Origin of the sequence: Qipengyuania soli, assembly GCF_015529805.1 — a bacterium.
Classification (GTDB): Bacteria; Pseudomonadota; Alphaproteobacteria; order Sphingomonadales; family Sphingomonadaceae; genus Qipengyuania; species Qipengyuania soli.
On sequence record NZ_CP064654.1, the window covers coordinates 1686823 to 1703010 of the forward strand.

Here is a 16188-nt window from a genome sequence, read left to right on the forward strand (position 1 = left end):
CTAGAGCTTCCACTCCCAGCCGAGCGGGTCGCCATCCATCACCTCGACGCCCTTGGCCGCGAGGCTTTCACGGATGGCATCACTGGTGGCAAAATCCTTGGCCGCGCGCGCTTCCTTGCGACGGACAAGCTCGGCCTCGATTTCGGCTTCGGTGATTTCGGCAGAGACGGGCCGGATGCGAAGGCCTTGGCGAGTAAGCTTGAGCAGATTTAGCCCAAGCATCTGATCAAATTTGCCTACCGCTTCGAGCTTAGTGACCGGATGAGTTTTAGAGCCAAGCATCGCATCAAGGTGAGCCAAGGCGCGCGGAGTATTGAGGTCATCGCACAATTCTCGCGCTGCTTGGTCAGGAATTACGTTGTCCACGTCTTCGCGCTCTTTACCTTCGGCGAGATTTTTCAGCACCTCCACCGCCATCACCATCCGCTTCAGCCGCGTCAGCGCCGCACCCAGCCCTTCCCAGCTGAACTCCAGTTCGCTGCGGTAATGCGCCTGGAGGCACATCAGACGATAGGCGAGCGGGTGGTAGCCCTTGTCGACCAGCAGCTGCAGGCGCAGGAATTCGCCCGCGCTCTTGCTCATCTTGCCTGACCGCTCGACGAGGAAGTTGTTGTGCATCCAGATCCGCGCGCCAGAGTTTTCCGCGCGGTCCAGCCCATTGGTGCAGCAATAGGCCTGGTTCTGCGCGATCTCGTTCGGGTGGTGGATTTCGCGGTGGTCGATGCCGCCGGTGTGGATGTCGAAGGGGAAGCCGAGCAGCGCCTCGCCCATGACCGAGCATTCGAGATGCCAGCCCGGCGCGCCGCGGCCCCAGGGGCTGTCCCACTCCATCTGCCGTGTCTCGCCCTCTGGCGTCTTGCGCCAGATGGCGAAGTCGGCAGCATTGCGCTTGCCCTCCACGGTTTCGATCCGGCCCTCGCCCTCGTCGGTGACGGCACGCGCAAGGCGGCCGTAGTCGGCGACCGTCGAGACGTCGAAATAAAGCCCGCTATCCAATTCGTAGCAGTGCTTGTCGGCGATACGCTTGCCCCACGCGATCATCGCCTCGACATATTCGGTTGCGCGCGGGTGCTGCTTGCCGGTGATGTTGAGGCGGGCGAGATCGTTCTCGAAGTCTTCCTGGTAGAACTTGGCGATATCCCAGGCGGACTTGCCCGCCTTGGCCGCCATCTTCTCCATCTTGTCCTCGCCCTCGTCCGCGTCGGAGGTGAGGTGTCCGACGTCGGTGATGTTGATCACGTGGGTAAGATCGTAGCCCTTCCAGCGCAGCACGCGGCCGAGCGTGTCGGAAAACACGTAGGCGCGCATATTGCCGATGTGCTGGTAATTGTAGACCGTCGGCCCGCAGGAATAGACGCGCGCCTCGCCCGGATGGACGGGGGTGAAGGTTTCCAGCTCGCGCGTGAGCGAGTTGAACAGCTTGAGCGGCACGTCGGTCATGCGCGGCGCATAGGTTGCTGCCGCGCTACTGCCAACCCTCCCATCGCACGGATTCTTCGATCGGCGCGCGGGCGACGGAGAAGTTGTTCACGGGCGCATCCGGATCGCGGTGACCGATGGCGACGCCGCAGAAGAAGATATGATCCTCGGGTATCTCGACCATCTCGCGGATTTGCGGGCTGTAGACCGCCCAGGCCTCCTGGAAGCAGGTGTCGAGCCCCTCCTCGCGGCACAGCAGGCCGATGGTCTGCAGCCACATGCCGATGTCCGACCATTGTGGCGGGCCCATGTATTTCGGCGTGTGGACCAGCATCAGAACGGGCGCCCCGAAAGCGCGGAAGTTGTTCGCGAACCACATCAGCCGCTTGCCCTTCTCCTCGCGGGAGATTTCGAGCGCGCCGTACATGTCCTCGCCCACACCCCTGCGACGCAGTTCGTAGGCACCGTCGAGTTCCGGAGGATAGACGTGATATTCCGGAGCGAAAGCCTCCCGCCCCCTGGGCAGGTCCTGCGCTACTCGGGCGAAGAGCTTCTGCATCGGCTCGCCAGTGAGGACGATCCCGTGCCACGGCTGGGTATTGCCGCCCGAGGGCGAGCGCTGTGCCTTTTCGAGGATGCGCGCCAGCGTCTCACGCTCCACCGGCTTGTCGAGAAAGGCCCGCACCGAGCGGCGGGACTGGACGGCTTCGCTGACGGTCATTTTCATCGCCCGAACGCTAACGCGCCGGGAAAGAAGTGCAAGCACTCCCGCCCCGGCGCGCCGGAAATTGCAGCGATGCGCGTCCGATTACTCGGTGGCGGCTTCCGCTTCGACGGCGACTTCGCCCTCGGGGCGCACGGCGCCCGGTGCCGGACCCATGTCCTCAGCGTCAACCATCTTGAATTTGCCCTTGCGGAACTCGTCCTCGGTGGCGGGCGCGAGGTCGGGACGACCGACGATGATGCCCATCTTGATCTTGCACTTGGCGTACTGGGTTTCGCCTTCCTCGACCTCGAGCGCGAGCACGTCCTTGGCTTCGCTCTTCACGGTGAATTCGTGACGGCCCGGCGTGGTCTGCATGACGAAGTACTTGCCTGCGCCAAGCGAGCTAACCTTCTCGCCGTTTTCGTTGACCGAGCAGCCGAGCGCGAAGCCCGCGCCGCCGGGGCGGAAGAACACGATCTGGCCCATGCCGGCAGGTGCGGTCGGGAGGACGATGGGTTCCACCGGCTCCTTGTCCTTGGCGACGACCGGCGCGGTAATGCCGGCCAGCAGCAGCGATGCCGCCAGCGTCTTTGCGATCTTCATTCTGGTTTTCCTTCTTCGGTAACGTCCGTTCCCCCCTCGGGACCGGAAAGCTCTTGGGCCGGCTGCGTGTCCGCCGGATCGGCAGTCGCCGGGACGGCAGGCTTGGGGACCTGGAAGTCCGCAGCCAGCTTGGCTGAGGCCAGTGCCCCTGCCGGGATGTCGATATTGCCGCCGCCAATGAAGTAGCCGATCAGCCCGATGGGCAGCGGCGAGGCGGCCGAGGCGACATTGATGGCGTTGACGGTGCCTGTGCGATCCCTGCCCTCGCCCCGCTCGATCAGTTCCATGCTGCGCAGCCGCATCTGCGTGCCGCCGATGTCGAGCCAGCGTGCGGCGAGAACCAGTTCGCCCGCCGCACCCATGCCGCCTGCCTTCTTGGCATGGACGACTTCGCCTTGCCCTTCCGCACCGGCCGGGACCAGTTCCACGCCCTCGACCACGATCGGTTCCGCGAGCCGGATGCGGTAGCTATCGAGCGACTTGCTGGTCTTGCTGCCGAGCGGGTCGAGGATCTCGATAACAATCGGAGTCAGCTTGAGAATGGTGACCATCTCCGCTGCAACGGCAGCGGGCGCTGGTTCCGGCTGGGTTTCGACCACCGCTTCTGTTGCGACGACCTCTGCGTCCACGTCCTGCGCCATCGCAGGAGCGACCAAACCGCCCAAGGCGGCAGCGGCGACGGCCCAAAGGCCGACAACACCCGTTTTCATTTGATAGCGAACCCCGTTTCCCTGTCGCGGGGTAATTATCACTGCAGTTTTTGCATGCAAGCGGGAAAGCGGACTAATCGACGTCGAAAAGATCGGCCAATTGCTCGATAATTGTGCCGCCCAATTGTTCGACATCCATGATCGTTACGGAGCGCTTGTAGTAACGGGTCACGTCGTGGCCGATGCCGATGGCGGCCAACTGCACAGGCGACTGGCGTTCGATCCAGTCGATGACCTTGCGAAGATGGCTTTCGAGATAGCCCGCCTGGTTGACCGACAGCGTACTGTCGTCGACCGGCGCGCCGTCGGAAATCACCATCAGGATGCGGCGATCTTCCGGCCGGGCGAGCAGGCGGGCGTGTGCCCAGAGCAGCGCCTCGCCGTCGATGTTTTCCTTGAGCAGGCCTTCGCGCATCATCAGGCCGAGATTGCGGCGCGCGCGGCGCCACGGCTCGTCGGCCTTCTTGTAGAGGATGTGGCGCAAATCGTTGAGGCGGCCGGGATTGGCCGGGCGTCCGTCGGCGAGCCACGCCTCACGGCTCTGCCCGCCCTTCCACGCACGGGTGGTGAAGCCGAGGATTTCGGTCTTCACGCCGCACCGCTCCAGCGTGCGTGCAAGGATGTCGGCACTGATCGCGGCGATGCTGATCGGGCGGCCGCGCATCGAGCCGGAATTGTCGATCAGCAGGGTGACGACCGTGTCCTTGAACTCGGTGTCGCGTTCGATCTTGTAGCTCAGCGCATGGCCGGGGCTGATGACCACGCGGGTGAGGCGTGCGGCATCGAGCAGGCCTTCTTCCTGGTCGAAATCCCAGCTGCGGTTCTGCTGGGCCATGAGGCGGCGCTGGAGGCGGTTCGCGAGCCGCGTGACGATGCCCTGCAGGCCCGCTAGCTGGCTGTCGAGATAGGCGCGCAGGCGATCGAGTTCCTCGGCATCGCACAGCTCGCCCGCCTCGACCACCTCGTCGAATTTCTCGGTATAGGCCTTGTAGTCGAAGCTTTCGGGCAAATCGGTCCAGGGGCGGTTGGGACGGACGGGCTGCATGCCCTCTTCACCCTCGTCATCCGGGTCGCCGTCGGACATTTCCTGTTCGCCCTCGACCTCGCGGTCGGAATCGCCGTCGGCCTCGCCGTCGCTGACCTCGGCGCGGGCGTCGCTCGCCTGCGGTTCGGCGGCGCCTTCCTGTTCGTCCTCGCCGCTTTCCTGGTCGTCGGGTGTCTCGCCGTCCTCGTCCGGGCTGTCGTCGGCATCGGTGGCATCGGGATTGTCGGGCAGCGTCAGCTCGAGATGCCGCAACATGTCGAGTGCCAGGTCCTGGAAGGCGCGCTGGTTGTCGAGCGCGCCCGCAAGGTCTTCCATATCGGTGCCGATCTTGGCGAGGATGTCCTTGCGGACCATCTCGACGCCGGCCTTTGCCCGATCGGGGATCGCCTCGCCTGTCAGTGCCTCGCGCAGCATCAGGGACAGGGCGGTCGGCAGCGGAACCTGCGTGGGATCATCGGCGCGCGCGATGGGATCCGACGCCGTGCGCATCTCGACTGCCGAATGCAGGTTGTCGCGGATACCTGCGTAGTTGGTCGCCCCGATCGCCTCGTAGCGAACCTGCTCGATCGCGTCGTAACAGGCCCGCGCGATCGGTTCGGGAGGTGCGCCCGATGCATGGAGCCGTTCGTTGTGATGGCGCAGCTTCAGCGCGAAGCTGTCGGCAAAGCCGCGCGCCTCGGTCGCCTGCTCGCGCGGCAGGTTGCGGCCCGGCAACGGCACGCGGAAGTTCTTGCCCGCCTGGCTCGGTGCATCCGCGCTCCACGCCACCTCGACCTCCGGCTCGTGCGCAAGCGCGCGCGACGCGCCGGTCAGCGCTTGCTTGAACAGGTCGAGAGGCGTCTGTTCGGCCATCAGCTGGTCGGGATGGTCATGCCGTGGGAATGGTTTGGCCGGTCTTGGCCCAGTCGGCGAGGAAGCCTTCGATGCCCTTGTCGGTCAGGATGTGTTTGAACAGCCCCTTGATGACCGCCGGAGGCATGGTCGCGACGTCGGCGCCGATCAGCGCGCTCTGGAGCACGTGGACGGGATTGCGGATCGAAGCGACCAGCACCTCGGTCTCGAAGCCGTAATTGCTGTAGATCGTGACGATATCCTCGATCAGCGCCATGCCGTCGAAACCGTTGTCGTCATGCCGGCCGACGAAGGGCGAGATGAAGGTCGCACCGGCCTTGGCCGCGAGCAGCGCCTGGTTGGCGCTGAAGCACAGGGTGACGTTGACCATCGTCCCGTCATTGGTGAGCTTCTTGCAGGTCTTGAGCCCGTCGATCGTCAGCGGAACCTTGATGCAGACGTTGTCGGCGATCTTCCGCAGAGTCTCGGCTTCCTTCATCATCGTCTCGTGGTCGAGCGCGACGACTTCGGCGCTGACCGGACCGTCGACGATGCCGCAGATTTCCTTCGTCACTTCCATGAAGTCCCGGCCCGACTTGGCGATCAGCGAGGGATTGGTGGTGACGCCGTCGAGGAGGCCGGTCTCAGCCAGCTCCTTGATGTCGGCGATGTCTGCGGTGTCGACGAAGAATTTCATGATGGCTCCCGAATCCGGATAGGCGAAGTCTGCGCCCGCCCCTATGCGATCGGCATGGGAAGAACCAGACTTAGGATCAGTGCCTGCTTTGCCGCCATGCTCGCCGCATGGCAACCGTGTGCGGCACATGCGGCGGACGATGAAACGCAGCTGTGGCTGATGTTCGACGCATCGATGCCGCTCGATGCGCGGACCAACCTGACTTTCCTCGTCATGCCCCGCTTTCGCGACGCCGCACGGGGAGAAGACCAGGTCGTGCTGCGCGCGGCGCTCGACCGTGAATTGTCGAGCGCGCTGAGCGTGGGCGGCGGGTTGACCTATGTCGTCGGGCCGGACTCGTTCCGCCCGTTCCAGCAGGTCGAACTTTCGAAGGGTGACCTCTCGCTGCGCTTTCGCCTCGAAGAGATAACCGGCGGCGGCGTGGACCGGCTGGGCCTGCGCGAACGCGTGCAGGTGAAGTACAAGCTCAACCTTGCCGAGCACACCAGCATCAGCGTCGCGGAGGAATGGATCGATTCGGTCCGTTCGGAGCGGCGCGATACCTTGCCGGCCCGCGACCAGTGGCGCACGGTCGCAAGCGTGCGGCAGGACATCGGCCAGCATCTCCACGCCGGGTTCGGCTACACGCTGATCATAGCCCCGGCGCGCGACGACTTGCCGACACGCGTCATCCACGCACCCATGCTGTCGGGCGGCTGGAGCTTCTAGTAGCCCGCGCCGCCGACGCCGAAGACGCCGATGATCAGCGGGTCATTGGTCTCGCGCGGATTGGCGCGGATCGCCGCTTCCTCGACCCCCATCTCGCGCCAGATGGTGTTGTCGATGTTGTTGGCGAAGCGGTTGGTGGCACCGGCAAGGTCGACGCCGGTGAGGCCACGCAGCAGCTCGCCGACCAGAGGATCGCTGGCAACACGCATGGCATCGCCCAGTTCGGGAACCATCGCCTCGACCAATGATGTGCCCATCGAACCTCGCAGGAATGAAGTGGCAGCGGTAGGCCCGCCGCGAACAAGGTCGATCGCGTTCTGGATACCGATTGTGCGCACTGCCTCGGTCACCAGCGGCGCGGCTCGTTCTGCACCTTCGTAAGCGATATCGGCAAAGGCACCTTCCAGCCGGTTCTTGAACAGGCTCGAGGTGAGGATCCGGCTCAATACGTCGCCACGCGTGCCAAGCAGGTTGCCGAGGCCCAGCTGCGCAACCTGGCTGTCCCAGAAGCCGTCGGACTGGAGCATGCGGCCAAAGGCGCGCTCGCTCGACAGGAAGAGCAGCCGCTGAACCGCGTCGACCATGCTGAAACCGGGCAGGCCGGCGCATGACGGGAGCGCGAGTGCCGCGCCGCCCAGCGTCAGTCCACCAAGGAAGGCCCTGCGACCGGTGGGTTGTTCGAGAAATTGGGTCATATCGTCAGTCCTCTTGCTTCCCACCCTTGTGTGGCCATCGTGCCGCCGCCCATATGGCGGGACCATGAACCGCGTTCGTTGCCTCGTCCTCAATGCCGCACTCGGCCCGCTGGATTACCGCGTGCCCGACGGCATGGAGGTCGAGCCCGGCTCGGTGGTCGAATGCCCGCTGGGCCCGCGCACCGTGATCGGGATCGTATGGGAGGCTGAACGGCTGCCCGGGACCGAGGTTCCGGCGGAAAAGCTGCGTCCCTTGCGCGATGTGCTTCCGGTCCCGCCGCTGTCGGCTCCGCTGCGGCGCTTGATCGAATGGACGGCCGACTATTACGTCGCCTCCATGGCGGGTGTCGCACGGATGGCCCTGAGTTCGGGTGGTGCGCTCAAGGGTCCGGCGACAATGACCGAGTATCGCCTCACCGGCGGGATGCCCGAGCGGCTGACCCCGCAACGCCTCGCCGCAATGGAGGCGCTGGAGGGCGAGCAGGCCAATATCCGCGAACTCGCAGGCCTTGCGGGCGTCTCCGAAGGCGTGCTGCGCGGTCTCGTCAACCAGGGCGTTCTCGAACCGGTCGAAGTCGATTGCGACCGCCCCTACGACGAGGCGCGGCCCGATTTCGCCCACGTCGAGCTCAGCCCCGAACAGGCCGAAGCCTCGGCAACCCTTGCTGAGGCCGTGCGCAAGGCCGAATTTACTCCATTCTTGCTCGATGGCGTGACCGGATCGGGCAAGACCGAAACCTATTTCGAACCTGTCGCAGAGGCTTTGCGGATGGGGCGGCAGGTGCTCGTTCTGCTGCCCGAAATCGCGCTGACCGAGAATTTCCTCCACCGCTTCGAGGAGCGTTTCGGCGCGGCACCGGTACTCTGGCATTCTTCGTTGAAATCGACCGAACGGCGGCGCGCCTATCGCGCGGTTGCCAGCGGTAGTGCGCAGGTCGTGGTCGGTGCGCGCTCTGCGCTGTTCCTTCCGTTTCGCATGCTCGGCCTCATCGTCGTCGATGAGGCGCACGAGGTCAGCTTCAAGCAGGAGGACGGCGTGCGCTACAACGCGCGCGACGTCGCGGTGATGCGCGCGCATTTCGAGAAGGTGCCGGTGGTTCTCGCCAGTGCCACGCCCGCGCTCGAAAGCCTGCAGATGGCCGAAAGCGGGATCTACACCAAGATCGACCTGCCGAGCCGTTTCGGCGGTGCCGAACTGCCCGCGATCGATACCATCGACCTGACACAGGAGAAGCCGCCCCACGGCATGTGGCTGGCCCAGCGGCTGGTCGACGGGATCGAGGAACGGCTGGCCAGGGGCGAACAGTCGCTATTGTTCCTCAATCGCCGCGGCTATGCCCCACTGACGCTGTGCCGCAATTGCGGCTTCCGCTTCCAGTGCCCCAATTGCAGCGCCTGGCTGGTCGAGCACCGCTTCTCGCGCCGTCTTGCCTGCCACCATTGCGGGCACGAAACGCCCAGCCCCAATGCCTGTCCCGAATGCGGCGAGCCCGATTGCCTCGTCGCGTGCGGGCCGGGGGTCGAACGCATCGCCGACGAGGTGGCCGAGCGCCTGCCCGATGCGCGGGTCTTCGTCGCGACTTCGGACACGCTCAACTCACCCGGCAAGGCAGCGGAGTTCATTGCGCTGGTCGAAGCAGGCGAGATCGACGTTATTGTCGGCACGCAACTGGTAACCAAGGGGTTCCATTTCCCCGAGCTGACGCTGGTTGGCGTGGTCGATGCCGATCTCGGCCTCGAAGGCGGGGACTTGCGCGCGGGCGAGCGGACTTACCAGCAGGTCGCACAGGTTGCCGGTCGCGCGGGTCGCGGCTCAAAGCCGGGCGAAGTGCTGATCCAGACGCGCCACCCCGAGGCAAGCGTCATCGCCGCGCTCGCCGCTGGTGACCGGGACGCCTTCTATTCCGCCGAGACCGAGGGACGTCGTCATGCCGGCGCGCCGCCCTTCGGCCGCTGGGCGGCGATCATCATCTCCTCCGAGGACGATGCCGAAGCCCGCGAGGCTGCCAACCGGCTGGGCGCCTTCCGCCCGCAGGTGGATGATTGCCAGATCCTCGGCCCCGCCCCTGCCCCGATGGCGTTGCTGCGCGGACGCTATCGCTATCGCTTCCTCATCAATGCGCGGCGTTCTGTGCAACTGCAGGACGTCATTCGCGGCTGGCTGCGGCAGGTCGACCACCCTCCCGGCGTGCGCGTGGCGGTGGACGTCGACCCCTACAGTTTCGTCTAGTCCTGCTCGCTGTCGAACACGGCTCGCGCCGCCTCGACCTTGCCGATATTGGCGATTGCCCAATTGCCCAGCCGCGCCACGGGATCGCAAAGCGAGCGCCCGAGTGCCGTCAGTGCATAATCGACACGCGGCGGAACGCTGGGCGTAACGGTGCGATTGACCAGCCCGTCCCGCTCCAGTCCGCGCAGCGTGCGGGTCAGCATGCGCTGCGAAATCCCGGGAATGTCGCGGCGCAATTCGTTGAAACGGCGCGATCCATCCGCAAGGCCCATGACCACGCGCACCGACCATTTGTCGCCGACGCGGGCGAGGATGTCATTCACCGCCGTGCATTGCGGCGTGTCGTGAACTTCAAGGGTAACACCGGTGTCCCTATCGGACAGGAAAGTGCCTTCTTGCGCAGGTCGGGGTGCAGTTTCCATATGGCCTCCAGGTTATCAATAGTAACTATGGAGTCCCGCATATGCAAATCCTTCGCATCGACAGTTCGACGACCGGCGACCAGTCGATCAGCCGCAAGCTGACCGACGAACTTCTCGCCCATTTCACCGCCAAGCATCCCGATGCGAAGGTCGTGACCCGCGACCTCGTGGCCGACCCGCTGGCGCATATCGACCCGATCACCACCAAGGCGATCCGCACGCCGCCCGAAACGCACGAGGAGGCCGTCGCCGCCGCCTATCCCAACCAGCGTGCCGTGCTCGACGAATTCCTCGCTTCCGACGTGGTGATCGTCGGGGCGCCGATGTACAATTTCTCGATCCCCTCGCAGCTCAAGGCATGGCTCGACCGCCTGGGCGTGCCCGGCGTGACCTTCAGCTATTCGGCCGCTGGTCCGGAAGGCCTCGCAGGCGGACGCAAGGTGGTGGTCGCCTCGGCGCGCGGCGGCGAATATTCGACCGACCAGATGGCCGAGAACCAGGAGAGCCTGCTGACGACCTTCTTCGGCTTTATAGGGGTGGACGATCTTCACTTCGTCCGGGTCGAGAAGGCAGGGTACGGTCCCGATGCAATTGCGGCGGGCCTTGCCGCAGCGAAGGAGGAAATCGCCCAGCTGTGAGGCACCATGACGGGGCCGGTGCATTGATGGCGCAATGCCCGGCCCCGTACTTGTTCCCATCCTCGGCGACCAGCTGACGCGCACACTTGCCAGCCTGGGCGGGCGCACCAAGGCCGATACCGTCATCCTGATGATGGAGGTGTGCGACGAGGCAACCTACGTCAGGCACCACAAGCAGAAGATCGTCCTCGTCTTCTCGGCCATGCGCCACTTCGCGGAAGAGTTGCGCGAAGCGGGCTGGACCGTCGACTATGTCAGGCTCGACGACCCGAACAATGCAGGCAGCTTCACGGGCGAGTTGGCCCGGGCCATCGAACGGCACGACCCGCGCCTCGTCAGCGTGGTCGAGGCGGGGGAATGGCGCGTTCGGCAGGACATGGATCAGTGGGCGGACAAGTTCGCCTGCGAGGTGGAAATCCTGCGTGACGACCGTTTCGTCTGTTCGCAGGCCGAGTTCGACGACTGGGCGAAGGATCGCAAGGAACTCCGCATGGAGTTCTTCTACCGCGAGATGCGGCGCAAGACCGGGCTGTTGATGGACGGCAATGAGCCAGCCGGTGGCCAGTGGAATTACGACAGCGAAAACCGCAAGCCGCCGAAAGAAGGCCTGGCAGCACCCGAGCGCCCGAAATTCGAACCCGACGGCATCACGCACGAGGTCATCGACCTCGTCCAATCGCGCTTCGGCGACCATTTCGGTTCGCTCGAACGCTTCGGATGGCCGGTCACCCGCGTCGAGGCCGAACGCGCCGCCGACGCTTTCTTTGCGGAGCGGATCGAATGCTTCGGCCCTTACCAGGATGCGATGATCGCCGGGCAGGACGATCTGTTCCATTCGATGCTCTCGACCAGCATCAACCTCGGTCTGCTCGACCCGCTGGACCTGTGCCGCCGAGCCGAGCAGGCTTATCGTGACGGGAAGGCTCCGCTCAACTCGGTCGAGGGGTTCATCCGCCAGATCATCGGCTGGCGCGAATATGTGCGCGGCTTCTACTTCAACCAGATGCCCGGCCTCGCCGAGGCCAATGCTCTAGATGCTCATCGCCCGCTGCCCGAATTCTACTGGACCGGCGAGACCGAAATGGCCTGCCTCGCCGACTGCATTCGCTCGACCCGCGACAATGCCCATGCGCACCACATCCAGCGGCTGATGGTGCTCGGCAATTTCGCGCTGCTCGCGGGGATCGAGCCGCAGGCGGTCGAGGACTGGTTCCTCGTCGTCTACGCCGATGCCTACGACTGGGTAGAACTGCCCAATGTCGCCGCCATGATCCTCTACGCCGACGGCGGGAAGCTGGCGTCCAAGCCCTATGCGGCGTCGGGCAACTACATCAACAAAATGTCCAACTACTGTTCGGGATGCCGATACAAGGTCAGCCAGAAGACTGGCGAAGGCGCGTGCCCCTTCAATCCGCTATACTGGCACTTCCTGGCGCGCCACCGCGATCGGTTCGAGAAGAACCCGCGTATCGGGCGTATCTACGCAAGCTGGGACCGGATGGGCGAGGTCAAGCAGCGGGAATATCTGGAGAGTGCCGCGGCGTTCCTCGACACGCTTGAACCGGCGGCGGAAGGCTGGGCGCGTCAGCCCTGCGCGTAGACCGCCTGTGCCTGTTCCTTGAGCCAGTTCATTGTCGCCGCCCAGGGGCCGTGGCCATAGCTGATGCGCGCGACGCCCAGTGCCGCGAGTTCGGCCGTCGTGCCGCGCCCCGGCGCCCAGAGGACATTGACCGGCAGCGGCGATCCTTCGCAGATAGCCCGGATCGTCGCATGGTCGCCGAGGAACGGCACGAAGAGGCTGCCCGCCCCGGCTTCGGCATAGGCGCGGCCGCGTTCGAGGACCTCGTCGATCAGGCCTTGCGAGTAATCCGCCGGGTCCTTGCCGCGATAGACGTCGGTGCGGGCGTTGACATGGATGCCGGTCGATGCGGCTGCCGCAATGCGTGCGGCTGCGTCCGCCACCGGTAGCAGCGCCGTTTCGCCCGGCAGGCGGTCTTCCATGTTGATCCCGACGGCACCGAGTTCGAAGGCCTTGGCAACCGATGCGCGGACCTCCTCCGGCGTATCGCCATAGCCCGCTTCCATGTCGATCGTGACCGGTAGGTCGGTGACCGAGAGGATGCGCTGCAGATTCTCGAGCACGATTTCCAACGGCAGGGTTTCGCCGTCATGGAAGCCCTGCGCCTCGGCGACGCCATAACTGCCAGTCGCAATTGCCTTCGCCCCCGCTTCGGTCACGGCCTTCGTCGAACCGGCGTCCCAGATATTGTACAGCACCAGCGGATTGCCGGGCACGTGCATGGCGCGGAACTGGACTACCTTGTTACTCATCTCAGTTCTTCTCCCGCGCGAGAAGTTCGCGCTTTATATCGAGGCCGTAGGCGTAGCCGCCGAGGTCACCACCGGTGCGGATCACGCGGTGGCAGGGGATCAGCACGGCGACATTGTTGCGGGCATTGGCGCTCCCGGCGGCACGCACCGCCTTGGGATTGCCTGCCGCCGCCGCGATATCGGCATAGGTCCGCGTCTCGCCCGCAGGAATGTCGCGCAGGGCCTTCCAGCAGGCTTCCTGGAAGGCGGTGCCTTTCACGTCGAGCGGGATATGGGCGAAGTCACCCGGTGCCTCGACGCTGGCGACGACGTCGGCGAGCAGCCGCTCGAAATCCTTTCCGCCCTCGACCAGTTCGGCCTTGGGGAAGCGGCGGGCGAGTTCACTCTCGTCCTCGTTGAAGGAGAGGCGGCAGACCCCCTTGTCGGTGGCGCCGACCAGCATCGGGCCGAGCGTGGTCTTCACCACTGCCCAGTGGATCGTCACCCCGGCCCCGCCATCACGCCATGCGCTTGCCGTCATTCCCAACCGTCCTTTCGTATCCTCGTAAAAGCGCGAGGCCGAACCGTAGCCCGCGTCATAGATCGCATTCGTGACGCTTTCGCCAGCACTCAGCGCATCGCGCGCCCGCTCCTCGCGCAGGGCGCGGGCATAGGCGGCGGGCGAGAGGCCCGTGGCTCGCTTGAACACGCGCTGGAAATGCGTCGGGGAATACCCGGCGATGTCCGCAAGCGCCGTCAGCGAGGGCGCGTCTTCGGCCTGCTTGATTTCGTCGATCGCCGCCAGCACCGCCGCCTCGTCGCGAGAGACGTCGTCGGGCATGCAGCGCTTGCAAGCCCTGAGGCCGGTCGCCCGCGCCTCAGCGCCACTGGCATAGAAGCGCACATTCTCGCGCAGGGGATGGCGCGCCGCGCAGGACGGGCGGCAATAGATGCCCGTGGTCAGCACGCCGGTAACAAAGCGTCCGTCGAACGCCCGGTCGCGACGCAGCACGGCAGCCCATGCGGTATCGTCATTGGGGACGGATGCCATCATGCCCTCCTGGCGCGCGCGGCGAAACAACCGCGCACCGCATTGTGCGCGTCGATCTCGACTATTCTGGGGTCTGCAAACAGCTCGCGCAATCCCGCGTTCGCTTCTCCCGGAGCGGTGAGCCGGGCATCGACCATCATCCCGTCTGCGTCGAAGCCGCGCAACGACATCCAGCGGGACTGCATCACCGGCGGCAGCTCGTCGCAGTAGCGAGCCGGTGCCGCACAGCCTTCGGACACGAAGATCGCGTGGCTCGCGCGGAAGGGCGTATCGCCCATGCGCGACTCGTGGTTGAGCAGGAGCAAGGTGTCACCGACCGGCACTTCGTCGAGAGTTACACGGCACGGGAACCCCGGAGCCTCGTCGGCCCGCATCCGCACCACACCCATTTCGGCAAGCGCGTCATCCGGCATGCCGAACAAGGGGGCGAACGGCGCGGGATCGAGGCCTTCGATAACGTAATTCATTGTCCAATACTCCTTTGACCTCGTTCTGGCCGTACTGTGCGGAGCGCGCATCCCGTGTCTTGCGGTCAAAGCCGATGACGGCCAAAAGTGGTCGCGGATGGGACGCATCTTCACCTTGTTCGCCGCGCTGCTAGCGCTCCTTGCTCCTGCGATGGCGCTGGCCGATCCGGCGGACATCGACGCTGCCGCGCGGGGCGTGGTGCGCGTTGTCATCATCGGGCAGGACGGGGATGAGCTTTACCCTGTCAGTCATGGCACGGGCTTTGCCGTGGCAGCCGACAAGATCGTGACCAACGCCCACGTCGTGCGCGATGCGATGCGCGACAACGAGCTGCGGATCGGCATTATTCCCAGCGGTGGGGGCGAGGCGGTTTACGGCCAGTTGATCACCACCTCGACCAAGAACGATCTCGCGCTCGTCCGCATCACCGGATCGCTCCGCTTGCCGCAACTCGCACTGGCCGGTGGAGCGCCGCCCGACAGCGGCGACGTGACCAGCGTCGGCTATCCGATGAATGTCGACCGCGCGCAGGGACTTTCGCTGGCAGACCTCTTCCGCAGCCAGCCGCCGGTGAAGAGCCGTGGCTTCGTTTCGGGAGCGCGGCCCAGCAAGCAGTTCGATTCGATCCTCCACACCGCCCCCATCGCGCGCGGCAATTCGGGTGGCCCGCTGCTCGACAATTGCGGGCGCGTGCTGGGCGTCAACAGCTTCGGGTCCGACAACGATGGGGGCGATGCGGAATTCTTCTTCGCCGTATCCAACCGCGAACTGATCCCCTTCCTCAAGGCCAATGGCGTCACGCCACGGGTGAACGACCTGCCCTGTCGCTCAATGGCCGACCTCGACGAAGCGGAACGCCAGCGGATGGAGCGCGAGCAGATGGTCGCGCGGCAGGACCTCGAGCAGCAGACCGAAGAACTGCGCACCAAGCGCGAGCGGGCCATGCTGGAAGCGGAACAGGGAGTCATCACCGACCGCGAGGATCGCGTCTTCCTGTCTTTCGTCCTGCTCCTTGTCGCTTTCGGGCTTGGTCAGTGGGCGCTTTCGCTGTGGAATGCCGAACCGCGCGACGAGAAGCGCCTGCGCATCGTTGGCGGGGCTGCGGCGGCTGTGACGCTGGCTGCGCTGGCCGCCTACCTGACGCGTCCGGGCCTCGACGAAATCGACCGGCGCGTGGCCGCCGCCATGCAGGAGGATGCACCCGACCACGGTAATGAAGCGCCAGAGACCGGCGACATGGCGCTGAAGTGCGTCCTCATCCCGGAACGCAGCCGCATCACGACTTCGGACACCGAGGACGTCGACTTCGACTGGACCAGCGGCGGCTGCGTCAACGAGCGTACCCAGTACGGATTCTCCGGCGGCACGTGGTCGCGCATCTTCGTGCCCAATTCGGAAGACGCGGTCTCGGTCAACAGCTTCGATCCCGACCGCAAGATCTACCGCGTCGAACGTTACCTCCTGTCGCGCAGCGCGATGGAAGAGGCACGCATCGCGCGCGGCAAGTACAGCGCACCCCAATGCGGCGTCGAAGGTGCGGCGGGCAGCCTCGGCGACCTGCAGGGCGAGGTTACCAGCCAGCTACCCCAGCAGCCGAACGAGCGGCTGGTCTACGAGTGCAGCCCGAAGAATTAGAGCCGGAGCTTTTCAGCAGG

The 16188-nt window shown here is 65.2% G+C and carries 16 protein-coding genes; 5 read left to right on the forward strand and 11 right to left on the reverse strand.

Annotation, left to right across the window (positions count from 1 at the left end; all coding sequences use genetic code 11):
• The 6 genes from cysS to fsa all read right to left on the reverse strand — a co-directional run bounded on the left by cysS (window position 1) and on the right by fsa (window position 6011).
• A complete protein-coding gene (gene cysS, locus IRL76_RS08470; RefSeq protein ID WP_200980941.1) occupies window positions 1-1440 on the reverse strand; it encodes a cysteine--tRNA ligase in 1440 nt (479 codons plus the stop codon).
• A 25-nt stretch (window positions 1441-1465) separates the two neighbouring features.
• Window positions 1466-2146 (reverse strand): nitroreductase, encoded by a 681-nt coding sequence (locus IRL76_RS08475; protein WP_246449620.1) that lies wholly within the window; start codon window positions 2144-2146, stop codon window positions 1466-1468.
• Between the two features lie 81 nt (window positions 2147-2227).
• Window positions 2228-2728 (reverse strand): DUF2846 domain-containing protein, encoded by a 501-nt coding sequence (locus tag IRL76_RS08480; RefSeq protein ID WP_200980942.1) that lies wholly within the window; start codon window positions 2726-2728, stop codon window positions 2228-2230.
• Window positions 2725-3438, reverse strand: a complete 714-nt coding sequence (locus IRL76_RS08485) for a hypothetical protein (protein ID WP_200980943.1) — start codon at window positions 3436-3438, stop codon at window positions 2725-2727. Before IRL76_RS08485 ends, IRL76_RS08480 begins: the two co-directional genes overlap by 4 nt.
• Before the next feature lie 73 nt (window positions 3439-3511).
• Window positions 3512-5335 carry a cobaltochelatase subunit CobT gene (cobT, locus tag IRL76_RS08490; RefSeq protein WP_200980944.1) on the reverse strand — a complete coding sequence of 608 codons (1824 nt, stop codon included), beginning with the start codon at window positions 5333-5335 and terminating at the stop codon, window positions 3512-3514.
• Window positions 5336-5351: 16 nt separating this feature from the next.
• Window positions 5352-6011, reverse strand: coding sequence for a fructose-6-phosphate aldolase (gene fsa, locus IRL76_RS08495; protein ID WP_200980945.1), 660 nt, complete (start codon window positions 6009-6011; stop codon window positions 5352-5354).
• Between the two features lie 54 nt (window positions 6012-6065).
• Here fsa and IRL76_RS08500 point away from each other — a divergent pair, with 54 nt between their 5' ends.
• Window positions 6066-6719, forward strand: coding sequence for a DUF2490 domain-containing protein (locus IRL76_RS08500; RefSeq protein ID WP_200980946.1), 654 nt, complete (start codon window positions 6066-6068; stop codon window positions 6717-6719).
• Here the strand turns inward: IRL76_RS08500 and IRL76_RS08505 are convergent.
• Window positions 6716-7414: a DUF4197 domain-containing protein gene (locus IRL76_RS08505; RefSeq protein WP_200980947.1), complete on the reverse strand. Its 699-nt coding sequence runs from the start codon at window positions 7412-7414 to the stop codon at window positions 6716-6718. The genes IRL76_RS08500 and IRL76_RS08505 overlap by 4 nt on opposite strands.
• 64 nt (window positions 7415-7478) lie before the next feature.
• Here IRL76_RS08505 and IRL76_RS08510 point away from each other — a divergent pair, with 64 nt between their 5' ends.
• Window positions 7479-9644 (forward strand): primosomal protein N', encoded by a 2166-nt coding sequence (locus IRL76_RS08510; RefSeq protein WP_200980948.1) that lies wholly within the window; start codon window positions 7479-7481, stop codon window positions 9642-9644.
• Here the strand turns inward: IRL76_RS08510 and IRL76_RS08515 are convergent.
• Window positions 9641-10066, reverse strand: coding sequence for a winged helix-turn-helix transcriptional regulator (locus IRL76_RS08515; RefSeq protein ID WP_200980949.1), 426 nt, complete (start codon window positions 10064-10066; stop codon window positions 9641-9643). The two genes, IRL76_RS08510 and IRL76_RS08515, sit on opposite strands and share 4 nt — an antisense overlap.
• Window positions 10067-10107: 41 nt before the next feature.
• Between IRL76_RS08515 and IRL76_RS08520 the strand changes: the two genes are divergently transcribed.
• Window positions 10108-10704: an FMN-dependent NADH-azoreductase gene (locus tag IRL76_RS08520; protein WP_200980950.1), complete on the forward strand. Its 597-nt coding sequence runs from the start codon at window positions 10108-10110 to the stop codon at window positions 10702-10704.
• 34 nt (window positions 10705-10738) lie between these two features.
• Window positions 10739-12304 carry a cryptochrome/photolyase family protein gene (locus IRL76_RS08525; RefSeq protein ID WP_200980951.1) on the forward strand — a complete coding sequence of 522 codons (1566 nt, stop codon included), beginning with the start codon at window positions 10739-10741 and terminating at the stop codon, window positions 12302-12304.
• Here IRL76_RS08525 and IRL76_RS08530 read toward each other — a convergent pair.
• Genes IRL76_RS08530 through IRL76_RS08540 form a run of 3 tightly spaced genes read right to left on the reverse strand, consistent with a single transcriptional unit; the run spans window position 12289 to window position 14532 of the window.
• Window positions 12289-13035, reverse strand: a complete 747-nt coding sequence (locus IRL76_RS08530) for an isocitrate lyase/PEP mutase family protein (RefSeq protein WP_200980952.1) — start codon at window positions 13033-13035, stop codon at window positions 12289-12291. The two genes, IRL76_RS08525 and IRL76_RS08530, sit on opposite strands and share 16 nt — an antisense overlap.
• Window position 13036: 1 nt before the next feature.
• A complete protein-coding gene (gene ada, locus IRL76_RS08535) occupies window positions 13037-14068 on the reverse strand; it encodes a bifunctional DNA-binding transcriptional regulator/O6-methylguanine-DNA methyltransferase Ada (protein WP_200980953.1) in 1032 nt (343 codons plus the stop codon).
• On the reverse strand, window positions 14065-14532 hold the full coding sequence (locus IRL76_RS08540; RefSeq protein WP_200980954.1) for a DUF1203 domain-containing protein: 468 nt from the start codon (window positions 14530-14532) through the stop codon (window positions 14065-14067). The genes ada and IRL76_RS08540 overlap by 4 nt, the downstream gene beginning before the upstream one ends.
• Window positions 14533-14629: 97 nt before the next feature.
• Between IRL76_RS08540 and IRL76_RS08545 the strand changes: the two genes are divergently transcribed.
• Window positions 14630-16168 carry a S1 family peptidase gene (locus IRL76_RS08545; RefSeq protein ID WP_200980955.1) on the forward strand — a complete coding sequence of 513 codons (1539 nt, stop codon included), beginning with the start codon at window positions 14630-14632 and terminating at the stop codon, window positions 16166-16168.
• Window positions 16169-16188 lie beyond the last annotated feature (20 nt).

Bases quoted from the DNA above. Each gene is read 5' to 3' on its own strand.
- ada (WP_200980953.1), bottom strand. From the start codon at position 14,068: ATGATGGCATCCGTCCCCAATGACGATACCGCATGGGCTGCCGTGCTG.
- IRL76_RS08480 (WP_200980942.1), bottom strand. From the start codon at position 2,728: ATGAAGATCGCAAAGACGCTGGCGGCATCGCTGCTGCTGGCCGGCATT.
- cysS (WP_200980941.1), bottom strand. From the start codon at position 1,440: ATGACCGACGTGCCGCTCAAGCTGTTCAACTCGCTCACGCGCGAGCTG.
- IRL76_RS08530 (WP_200980952.1), bottom strand. From the start codon at position 13,035: ATGAGTAACAAGGTAGTCCAGTTCCGCGCCATGCACGTGCCCGGCAAT.
- IRL76_RS08540 (WP_200980954.1), bottom strand. From the start codon at position 14,532: ATGAATTACGTTATCGAAGGCCTCGATCCCGCGCCGTTCGCCCCCTTG.
- IRL76_RS08485 (WP_200980943.1), bottom strand. From the start codon at position 3,438: ATGAAAACGGGTGTTGTCGGCCTTTGGGCCGTCGCCGCTGCCGCCTTG.
- IRL76_RS08520 (WP_200980950.1), top strand. From the start codon at position 10,108: ATGCAAATCCTTCGCATCGACAGTTCGACGACCGGCGACCAGTCGATC.
- IRL76_RS08500 (WP_200980946.1), top strand. From the start codon at position 6,066: ATGGGAAGAACCAGACTTAGGATCAGTGCCTGCTTTGCCGCCATGCTC.
- IRL76_RS08510 (WP_200980948.1), top strand. From the start codon at position 7,479: ATGAACCGCGTTCGTTGCCTCGTCCTCAATGCCGCACTCGGCCCGCTG.
- IRL76_RS08515 (WP_200980949.1), bottom strand. From the start codon at position 10,066: ATGGAAACTGCACCCCGACCTGCGCAAGAAGGCACTTTCCTGTCCGAT.
- IRL76_RS08505 (WP_200980947.1), bottom strand. From the start codon at position 7,414: ATGACCCAATTTCTCGAACAACCCACCGGTCGCAGGGCCTTCCTTGGT.
- IRL76_RS08475 (WP_246449620.1), bottom strand. From the start codon at position 2,146: ATGAAAATGACCGTCAGCGAAGCCGTCCAGTCCCGCCGCTCGGTGCGG.
- cobT (WP_200980944.1), bottom strand. From the start codon at position 5,335: ATGGCCGAACAGACGCCTCTCGACCTGTTCAAGCAAGCGCTGACCGGC.
- IRL76_RS08525 (WP_200980951.1), top strand. From the start codon at position 10,739: ATGCCCGGCCCCGTACTTGTTCCCATCCTCGGCGACCAGCTGACGCGC.
- fsa (WP_200980945.1), bottom strand. From the start codon at position 6,011: ATGAAATTCTTCGTCGACACCGCAGACATCGCCGACATCAAGGAGCTG.
- IRL76_RS08545 (WP_200980955.1), top strand. From the start codon at position 14,630: ATGGGACGCATCTTCACCTTGTTCGCCGCGCTGCTAGCGCTCCTTGCT.